The 8866-nt window shown below is 63.4% G+C and carries 8 protein-coding genes and 1 pseudogene; 4 read left to right on the top strand and 5 right to left on the bottom strand.

The annotated features are described in order from the left end of the window. The 4 genes from P8X75_14630 to P8X75_14645 form a co-directional block, all read right to left on the bottom strand. Nucleotides 1-1004, bottom strand: a 1004-nt coding sequence (locus tag P8X75_14630; protein MEJ1996417.1) for a tripartite tricarboxylate transporter permease, incomplete at its 3' end; no start/stop codon positions are given. Nucleotides 1005-1051: 47 nt separating this feature from the next. Beyond that, complete coding sequence (locus P8X75_14635) at nucleotides 1052-1582, bottom strand: tripartite tricarboxylate transporter TctB family protein (protein ID MEJ1996418.1); 531 nt, start codon at nucleotides 1580-1582, stop codon at nucleotides 1052-1054. A gap of 34 nt (nucleotides 1583-1616) precedes the next feature. Beyond that, nucleotides 1617-2591: a tripartite tricarboxylate transporter substrate binding protein gene (locus P8X75_14640; GenBank protein MEJ1996419.1), complete on the bottom strand. Its 975-nt coding sequence runs from the start codon at nucleotides 2589-2591 to the stop codon at nucleotides 1617-1619. A gap of 215 nt (nucleotides 2592-2806) precedes the next feature. Beyond that, nucleotides 2807-3661, bottom strand: coding sequence for a universal stress protein (locus tag P8X75_14645; GenBank protein MEJ1996420.1), 855 nt, complete (start codon nucleotides 3659-3661; stop codon nucleotides 2807-2809). Nucleotides 3662-3808: 147 nt separating this feature from the next. Between P8X75_14645 and P8X75_14650 the strand changes: the two are divergent. Together P8X75_14650 and P8X75_14655 are read left to right on the top strand one after the other, a co-directional pair. Further along, nucleotides 3809-5231, top strand: a pseudogene (locus P8X75_14650) (acyl--CoA ligase). Then, nucleotides 5231-6262, top strand: a complete 1032-nt coding sequence (locus P8X75_14655; GenBank protein ID MEJ1996421.1) for a 2-dehydropantoate 2-reductase — start codon at nucleotides 5231-5233, stop codon at nucleotides 6260-6262. Before P8X75_14650 ends, P8X75_14655 begins: the two are co-directional and overlap by 1 nt. Nucleotides 6263-6265: 3 nt before the next feature. Here P8X75_14655 and P8X75_14660 read toward each other — a convergent pair whose 3' ends face one another. Continuing rightward, nucleotides 6266-7012, bottom strand: a complete 747-nt coding sequence (locus P8X75_14660; protein MEJ1996422.1) for an IclR family transcriptional regulator — start codon at nucleotides 7010-7012, stop codon at nucleotides 6266-6268. Between the two features lie 233 nt (nucleotides 7013-7245). Here P8X75_14660 and P8X75_14665 point away from each other — a divergent pair, with 233 nt between their 5' ends. Then, on the top strand, nucleotides 7246-8439 hold the full coding sequence (locus P8X75_14665; protein MEJ1996423.1) for an aminotransferase class V-fold PLP-dependent enzyme: 1194 nt from the start codon (nucleotides 7246-7248) through the stop codon (nucleotides 8437-8439). Between the two features lie 17 nt (nucleotides 8440-8456). Next, on the top strand, nucleotides 8457-8866 hold a 410-nt coding region (locus P8X75_14670; protein MEJ1996424.1), incomplete at its 3' end, for a pyridoxal-phosphate dependent enzyme.

Consider the following 8866-nt stretch of genomic DNA (forward strand, 5'->3'; position numbering starts at 1 on the left):
GACCCGGGGATGCCCAGCGTCATCATCGGCAGCATGGCGCCGGTCGAGGCCGAGTTGTTGGCCGCTTCCGGGGCTGCCACGCCGTCCACCTCGCCCTTGCCGAAGGCGCGCGGATTGCGCGAGACCATCTTGGTGACGCCGTAGGCCATCAGGGAGCCGGGGGTCGCTCCGGCTGCGGGCAGGATGCCGACGAAGAAGCCGATCGCCGAGCCTATGGCCGTGCCCTTCCAGGCCTCCTTGAACTCCAGGATGGCGCGCAGGATGCGCCCGCCGCCCAGCTTTACGTCCGACATGGAAGTGTCGCCGCGCTGGACGCAAATGGTCCAGATCATCTCGCCGATGCCATAGACCCCGATCGCCAGCACGAGAAAGCGGATGCCGTGACTGAAGCCCTGGATGTCGAAAAAGATCAAGCGCGGTTCGCCCGAAACGATGTCGAAGCCGACCGTCGCCAGCACCAGCCCGAAGCAGATCGAAAAGAGGGTCTTCGGGATGTCGTCGCCGCCCAGGCCGATGAAGGTCGCAAAGGCCAGCAGCATGAGGGCGAAGATCTCGGGGTCGCCGAACTTCAGCGCCACCGAAGCCAGCGGCGGGGCGAAGGCCGTGAAGAGGATGTTGGAGACCGTCGCGCCCACGAAGGAGGCGAGGGCGGCCACGACGAGGGCCTTATGCGCCTGCCCCTTCAGCGCCAGCGGACGCCCGTCGAAGGTCGTGGCGACGGCGGTCGAGGCCCCCGGAATGCCAAGCGTAAGGGAGGAGATCGCGCCGCCGTACATGGCGCCGTAATAGATGGCGGCCAGGAAGATCATGGGAGAGGTCGCAGTCCCCGTCATCTCCTGGATCACGAAGGTGAAGGGCAGCAGAATCGCAACGCCGTTCACGGAGCCGAGCCCAGGCATGGCGCCCACGAAAAGCCCGATGATCACGCCGGCGATCGCCAGCCCGAAGTTGGCCGGGTGCAGCGCGATCCAGATGCCGTCTAGGAGCGATAGAACGATGTCCATGGTCATGCTTCTTTCGCTGGGCTGTTAGCCCGGGAACAGGGTTCGGCTCACAGGAAGATGTCGTAGAGCGGGATGAAGAGCGGCTCGAGGTAGCCCTTGGGCAGCACGATCCGCATGGTCACGTCGAAGAAGAAGAAGGCCACAATCGGCGTCAGCACGGCGATCAGCGAGGTCTGCAGGATCGAGTGACGGCCCAGAAAGCGGATGTAGTAGATCAGGAACAGGAAGATCGCGCCGTAGAAGCCCAGGAATTCGATGGCGATCAGGAAACCCAGGAGTCCACCTGAGACCAGCAGGAAAGAGCGCTTCGAGGCGCTGTCCAGGAGCGGTTCGCGCGAACGGGAGAAAGGCGAGGTGCCACGGAACCAGTTCACCCCGATCCATAGGCTGCTGATAAGCATTCCAACCGACAGCCAGAACGGCCAGAAGCCGCTGCCCGGCCCTTCGCCTTCGATCATGCCGATGTTGGCGAAGCGGCCCACATCCGGGTTCCAGGCGGGCGGCTCCCCGCTTTTCCACATCAGGTAGAGCGAAAGGAGCGCCAGCAACGCAGCCGTGGTGATTTCTGCGACCCGCATCGTCTGGCGCCCCCTTTACCTGATTTGCCCGGCGTCAGATCGCGCCTGAGGCTTTCAGCATGGACTCGTGGCGATCGCGCTGGACCTTCCAGTAGTCCTTCAGGTCCTGACCGGCCATGAAGTTGCCCATGAGCGACTTGTCGGTCTTGTACTTCTGCCACTCCTCGCTGTCGTAGGTCTTCTGGAACAGGTCGGTGTAGTAGGCCAGAGCCTCGTCGGACATGCCCGGCGCGCCAACCACGGCACGCTGCATGAAGTAGGAGAAGTCGCCGCCAACCTCTTTCAGGGTCGGAACGTCCGGGAAGAGCGGCAGGCGCTCGTCCGTGAAGGCGACCAGCGGAATGACGTCGCCCGACTCATAGAAGCCCAGAGCCTCGGAGGGGTTGTTCACCGAAGAGGTGATCTGCTGGCCGGCCAGCTGGCGGGCCACTTCACCGCCGCCCTTGTAGGGCACGTACTTGATCTCCAGACCGTAGTTGGAGTTCAGGAAGTCGGTGATGATGTTGTCCTCGGCGGCCTTGCCGGTGCCGCCCATGACCCAGCCGCTGCCGCGCTCCTTGGCGGCGGCCAGGAACTCGTCGAAGGTGGCGATGCCTTCATCCTTGTGGACCCACAGAAGGAAGGTGTCCTCGGCCATGCGGCCCACCGGCGCGAAGGTCATGATGTCGACGTCGAGGCCCGGCTGGCGAAGCGGCGTGGTGAAGAAGGAGTTCAGCGTCACCATGATGGTGTGATCGGGATCGTTCACGCCCTTCATGTAGACCAGCGCCTCCGCGCCCGATCCACCGGGCTTGTTCACCGGCACCAAGGGACGGGACGAAAGGCCCTTCTTCTCGATGATGGACTGCATGAGGCGGGCCATCTTGTCGGCGCCGCCGCCCTGACCGGCCATGATGACGAAGTCGACCGGCTTGTTCGGCTCGAAAGCCTTTACGTTGGTTCCCAGCGTGACCGCAGCCACCGCAGCAGCGCAGGCAACAGCGACCTTGAGCTTCTTGAAGTTTATCATATCGTTTTCCTCCCAACAGTGGCCCCACGGGGTGCACCCGGAAAAGCCGTTCGGCTGTTATCAGCCCATGATTGCGGAAGAAGGATTTATGGTCTCTTCCGCAGACCAGACTGACGAAAATGGCGCAGGAAAACGGAGAGTCAAAAAATATTTTCACTCTGCGAAAAAATGCCACAGGCCATGACCATTATGGGATACAGCCTGCTGATACCCTCTTAGTGAACAAAGATTACAGGTAATTTCGATTTATCGACAATGCGCTGGGTGTTGCCGCCGAAGATCGCTTCGCGCTCGTGGCTGACGCTGTAGGCCCCCATGATCATGAGGCTCGCCCCCAGGGCATCCTGACGCTTCATGAGGGCGTCGCCGACCCGGCCTTCTGGCTCGAACCGGTCGAAGCGGGCTTCGATTCCTCGCAGCGCCAAATAGGCTTCCAGATCCTCCGCCGATGCGCCGTGGGCTTCCTCCGTGCGGGCCGTCAGCACCGTCACCTCGTCGGCCTGTTGCAGGATGTCCAGAGTCATGGCGACGGCCCGCGCGGCGTGGAGAGAGCCGTTCCAGGCGATGCAGACCTTGCGCCCCAATGCCGTCAGGTCGCCCGACTTCTCCGGGCACATCAGGACCGGTCGTCCGGTGTCGAAGATCGCCGAAAGCAGCGGCGTCGTGCCCACGGCTATATCGCGGGACGGCTTTGCCACGAGGATCAGGTCGGCGAGGCGTCCGCGTTCGCGGATCGTATGGTTGGGCCGCCCCTGGAACTCCCGCCAGCTTGAGCGTTCCACAACGCCCGCTGCGCCCCCGAGCCTCTCAACGATTTCCTGGAACAGATGTTCTTGGCGACGCTTCAGGTCGTCTTCCTGATAGTCGGCATAGTCCTCCGCCTGGGCCAGCAGCCTCTTGCGCAGGAAGTCGGGCACTGGCAGCCCGTGCGGCAAAAAGTCCTCCGGTGCCGGGCGGCAGTGGGCAAACTCGATGTGCGCCTCGAAGCGCTTGGAGAGCGCGGCGGCGTGCTCCATCTGCTGCTCCAGCGGCAGATTATCGATCACCGGCACAAGAATTTTTTTGAGCATGGAAGCCCTCCAATCGCTAGGGTTATGCCGATCAAGTCGGATTTCATTTAGTGCGGCAGGCGCTATTTTCACCTGACAAACCTCGACCTGCGTCAATCAAAAACTAAATTAGGTTTCGCTTCAGGCGAACCGGGGAGGACGACATTCATGGCTCAGAAGAGCGTTTTGGAGATACTGAACTGCGGTGAAGATGCCGCCAGTGCACTGACGGCGCCAGGGCGCAGCCCCTTGTCTTTCAAGGATTTGCGCGCCCACTGCGCGTCCTTGCGCGGTCAGTTGGCGGCACAGGGGATCGGGCCGGGCGACAGGGTGGCCATCGTCCTGCCCAATGGGCCCGAGATGGCTTCTGCGTTCTTGGGCGTGGCGTCCCTCTGTTCTTCTGCGCCGCTCAATCCCGCCTACAAGCAAAGTGAGTTCGAGTTCTATCTCGACGATCTGAAGCCCAAACTGCTGATCGTCCCGGAAGGCCGCGAAACGCCTGCCGCCGCTGCGGCTGAGGGGCTGGGTATCCCGGTTGCCGAGGCCAAGGTGGACGCCGACGGCCCCGCGGGAAACTTCCGCCTTTTCGATGAAGAGGCCGAGGCCAGCGAGCCCGGGGAAGACGACGAGGCGCTGGTCCTGCATACCTCCGGCACCACCTCGCGTCCGAAGGTCGTGCCGCTGACCCAGGCGAACCTCTATGCCTCCGGCTCCAACATTGCCGAGACGCTGATGCTGACGCCCGCCGATCATTGCCTCAACATCATGCCGCTCTTCCACATCCACGGTGGAGTCCGAGGAACCGACTTGGTACTCGGGCGTGCCGACCATGCACCAGACGATTTTGCTGCGCGCCAAACGCAACCCGGACAAGGTGGCCGCGGCCAAGTTCCGCTTCGTGCGCTCCTCCTCCGCCTCGCTGCCGCCGCCGGTCTTCAATGAACTGGCGGAGACCTTCGACTGCCCGGTCATCGAGGCCTACGGTATGACCGAGGCGGCACACCAGATGGCGTCGAACCCTCTGCCGCCCGGTGTGCAGAAGCCGGGCTTTGTGGGCCTGCCCGCCGGTCCAGAGATCGGCATCTTCGACCAGGAGCGCAACCGGCTGGAGCAGGGCGCCACCGGTGAGATCTGTATTCGCGGCGCCAATGTGACGCCGGGTTACGACAACAACCCCAAGGCCAACGCCGACAGCTTCTTCGACGGTTGGTTCCGCACCGGGGACCAGGGATACCTGGACGAGGACGGCTACCTGAAGGTCACCGGGCGCATCAAGGAAATCATCAACCGAGGTGGAGAGAAGGTCTCCCCGCTGGAGGTGGATGACGTCTACCTCGAGCACCCGCAGATCGAGCAGTTCGTGACCTTCGCCATGCCCCACAAGATGCTGGGCGAGGAGGTGGCCGCCGCCGTGGTGCTGTCCGAAGGGGCCAGCGTCACGGAAAAAGACCTGAGGGACTTCGCCGCCGACAAGCTGGCGCCCTTCAAGATTCCCCGCACCTTCGTCTTCCTGGAGGAGATCCCCAAGGGGGCGACCGGAAAGATGCAGCGAATCGGGCTAGCTGAAAAACTGGGATTGGGAGCCGAGTAATGACGCGTATCTGTATCTTCGGCGCCGGCGCGATCGGCGGCATGATGGGCGCAGCCCTGGACAAGGCGGGGGCCGAGGTGTCGTTGGTCGCGCGGGGCCCGCACCTGGCCGCGATCCAGGAAAAGGGCCTGATTTATCGCGAGGGCGGGGAGGAGACGGTCCATAAGCTGAAGGCCAGCGACGATCCCGCCGAGCTGGGCGAGCAGGACTTCGTGATCATCGCCCTGAAGGCCCATTCGATCCCCCCGATCGTGGACCGCTTCACGCCCCTGCTGGGGGACAAGACAGCCATCGTCTCCGCCGTCAACGGCCTGCCCTGGTGGTACTTCTACAAGGCGGACAGCGGCACGGTGCTGGACGATAAGCCGCTGGAGACGGTCGATCCCGGGGGCGCGCAGTGGAAAGCCTTTGGGCCCGAGCGCGCCATCGGCTGCGTCGTTTATCCGGCCTGCGACGTGCCGGAACCGGGCGTGGTCCAGCACAACTACGGCAACCGCTTTTCGCTGGGAGAGCCGGACGGCGAGAGCTCCGAGCGGCTGGAGACCCTCTCAAAGCTGCTGATCGAGGGCGGTCTAAAGGCGCCGCGCAAGGGACGCTTGCGTGACGAGATCTGGATCAAGCTCTGGGGCAACTGCTCCTTCAATCCGGTATCGGCCCTGACCGGGGCCAGCCTCGACCTGATCGGCGGGAACGAAGCCTGCAAGGACGTCGTGCGCCGCATGATGCTGGAGTGCAAGGCGGTGGGCGAGGCGGTCGGCGCGCGCTTTTCCGTGGACGTGGAGCGGCGGATCGAAGGCGGCACCGAGATCGTCGGCCACAAGCCCTCGACCCGTCAGGACGTGGAGAAGGGCCGCCCGATGGAGCTGGACGCGCTCACCTCGACGGTTCTGGAGCTGGCGCGCCGTTTGGAGATCGAGACGCCCACGCTCGACGCCGTGGCCGCGCTGGTGCGCATGCAGGGCAGCGTGCTGGGCCTCTACGACTACAAGCCCGCGATCGAAGAGCTGATCTTCCAGCGCCGCGGGGACTAGGGCTTACGGCTTGCGGCGTCCGCCCATCAATTCGGTGATCTGCGCCGCGGCGTTCTGGACCTTGGGCCAGATGCGCGCGACCTCGTTGTCCGTCATGCGGACCGTGGGGCCGGAGACCGAGACCCCCGCGATGGCCTCGCCGAACTCGTTATAGATGGCCGAGGCGACGCAGCGCATGCCCCGCGTGCGCTCTTCTGTGGGCGTGAACTCGGGCAGGCCCTTGCGCACCAGCAGCTGCTCCACCTCGTCCTTAGACATCTCGGCCATCAAAGCCTTGCCGATGCCCGATGCGTGCATGTGTCCGCGCGTGCCCAGCCGGAAGAAGGCGCGGATCGGCTGATGCGTCTCCACCTGACTGACGAAGACCACGTCGCCCTGGTCGGCGATGGCGATGTTGACCGTTTCGCCCGTCTCGTCCAGCAGCGCGCGCATGACCTCGCGGCCCGCCTCGACGACCTTGGCGCGCTGCAGGAAGGTGCTGCCGACGCGGAAGGCCTCCACGCCGATGGTCCAGTGTTGGCTCTCATCATGAAAGTCCGAGAAGCCGTGCTTCTCCAGGGTCATCAAGAGGCGGTGGACGGAGGAGGCGGGCAGACCCACCTTCATGGAGAGTTCAGTTAGCGTAGCTTCGCCTTCTTTGGCGAGGGCGTTCAGGATCATCAGTCCACGGTCCAGCGCCTGGACGGTGCCGCCGCCTTCCGAGGAACTTCCGCGCGGACGCCCGCGCTTGCGTGAGGTAATGCCTTGCATCTCGGGTGGTGCCTCCTTGGGCCTTGGACCGGTCGATTTCCGCCTGGATGTCTGAAGAAAAATTCCCCACCTATTTATCGCAAGGAATTTTTCAATCCAGAAAAACTTATAACACACTGATAAAAATAACAGAAAAATTATTTTTCCGCATAGCAAAAAACATTTTCAGAAAAATTGCAAAATGAGATTCCTTCTGTATTCTCTGCGGCACGCTATGGTTAAGGAGAGATGCAATGAGCAGCCAGAACCCGGTTTTCATTCCAGGCCCCACCAACATCCCCGACCGTCTGCTGCATGCGATGCACGTGCAGACCAGCGATCACCGCGCCCCGGATTTCGTTGCGCGCTTCAAGCCGATCCTTGAGGACCTGAAGAAAGTCTTCAAAACCACGGAAGGTGAGGTGCTGTTCTTCCCGGCCAGCGGCACGGGCGGCTGGGAGGCGGCCGTGACCAACACGCTCTCTCCGGGCGACAAGGTGCTGATCGCCCGCTTCGGCACCTTCTCCACCCGCTGGATCGAGCTCTGCCAGCGCCACAAGCTAGACGTCGAAGTCATCGACTGCGAGTGGGGCACCGGCGCTCCCGCCGACCGCTACGGTGAGGCTTTGGCCGCCGACAAGGGACATGAGATTAAGGCCGTGCTCGTGACCCACAACGAGACCGCGACCGGCGTCTTGAGCGACGTCGCCGCTGTCCGCCGCGCCATGGACGCCGCCGCGCACCCGGCGCTGCTGATGGTCGATTGCGTCAGCTCGCTCGCCTCCATGGACTTCCGCATGGACGAATGGGGCGTGGACGTCGCCGTTTCCGGATCGCAGAAGGGCTTCATGCTCTCCACCGGTCTCGCCATCATGGGGCTCAGCCAGAAGGCCATCGCCGCCGGCAAGACCGCCGAGTGCCCGCGCGCCTTCTTCGACTTCGCCGACATGCTGAAGGCGAACAAGGCTGGCAGCTTCCCCTACACGCCCGCCATGCCGCTCATCTTCGGCCTGCGCGAGTCCCTGGACATGCTGCTGGAGGAGGGGCTGGACAAGGTCTTCGCCCGCCACCACCGCATTGCCGAGGGCGTGCGCAGGGCCATCGGCGGATGGGGCCTGGAGATCGTGGCCAAGAGCCCGGAGTTCTATTCCGACAGCGTGACGGCGATCTACGTGCCCGAGGGCTTCGACAGCAACAAGCTGACCGACCATGCCTACAACGCCTATGGGGTCTCGTTCGGGATCGGGCTTGGGCAGGTCGCGGGCAAGGCGTTCCGCATCGGCCACCTGGGCATGATGACCGATGTCATGGCGCTGGCCGGGCTCGGCACCATTGAAATGGCGATGAAGGATTTGGGCTACCCGATTACATTGGGGTCTGGCGTTGCCGCCGCTCAGGACTACTATCGTCAGTCGAGGAACGAGAACGGAGCCCTGGAGGCCGCTTAATGGAAGGGTCGAAGTCCATGACCGAAAGCCATATCCCCACCTACGAGGATGTGAAGGAAGCGCACAAGCGCATCAAGCCCTACATCCATCGCACGCCGGTGCTGACCTCAAGCTACTTCAATGAGCTGACGGGCGCCGAGCTCTTCTTCAAGTGCGAGAACTTCCAGAAGGCGGGGGCCTTCAAGGTGCGCGGGGCGAGCAACGCTGTCTTCGGGCTTTCCGACGAGAAGGCAAAGATCGGTGTCGCCACCCACTCCTCGGGCAACCACGCGCTGTCGCTCTCCTATGCGGCGGGGCGGCGGGGGATTCCCTGCACCGTGGTCATGCCGCGCACCGCGCCGCAGGCCAAGAAGGACGCCGTCATGGGCTATGGCGGCAAGATCGTGGAGTGCGAGCCCTCGACCTCCTCCCGCGAGGCGGTCTTCGC

This window comes from Limibacillus sp., assembly GCA_037379885.1.
In the GTDB taxonomy this organism is placed as follows: domain Bacteria; phylum Pseudomonadota; class Alphaproteobacteria; order Kiloniellales; family CECT-8803; genus JARRJC01.

What these genes read in the sequence shown, in the direction of transcription:
- P8X75_14635 (MEJ1996418.1), bottom strand. Translation starts at nt 1,582, where the DNA reads ATGCGGGTCGCAGAAATCACCACGGCTGCGTTGCTGGCGCTCCTTTCG.
- P8X75_14640 (MEJ1996419.1), bottom strand. Translation starts at nt 2,591, where the DNA reads ATGATAAACTTCAAGAAGCTCAAGGTCGCTGTTGCCTGCGCTGCTGCG.
- P8X75_14645 (MEJ1996420.1), bottom strand. Translation starts at nt 3,661, where the DNA reads ATGCTCAAAAAAATTCTTGTGCCGGTGATCGATAATCTGCCGCTGGAG.
- P8X75_14655 (MEJ1996421.1), top strand. Translation starts at nt 5,231, where the DNA reads ATGACGCGTATCTGTATCTTCGGCGCCGGCGCGATCGGCGGCATGATG.
- P8X75_14660 (MEJ1996422.1), bottom strand. Translation starts at nt 7,012, where the DNA reads ATGCAAGGCATTACCTCACGCAAGCGCGGGCGTCCGCGCGGAAGTTCC.
- P8X75_14665 (MEJ1996423.1), top strand. Translation starts at nt 7,246, where the DNA reads ATGAGCAGCCAGAACCCGGTTTTCATTCCAGGCCCCACCAACATCCCC.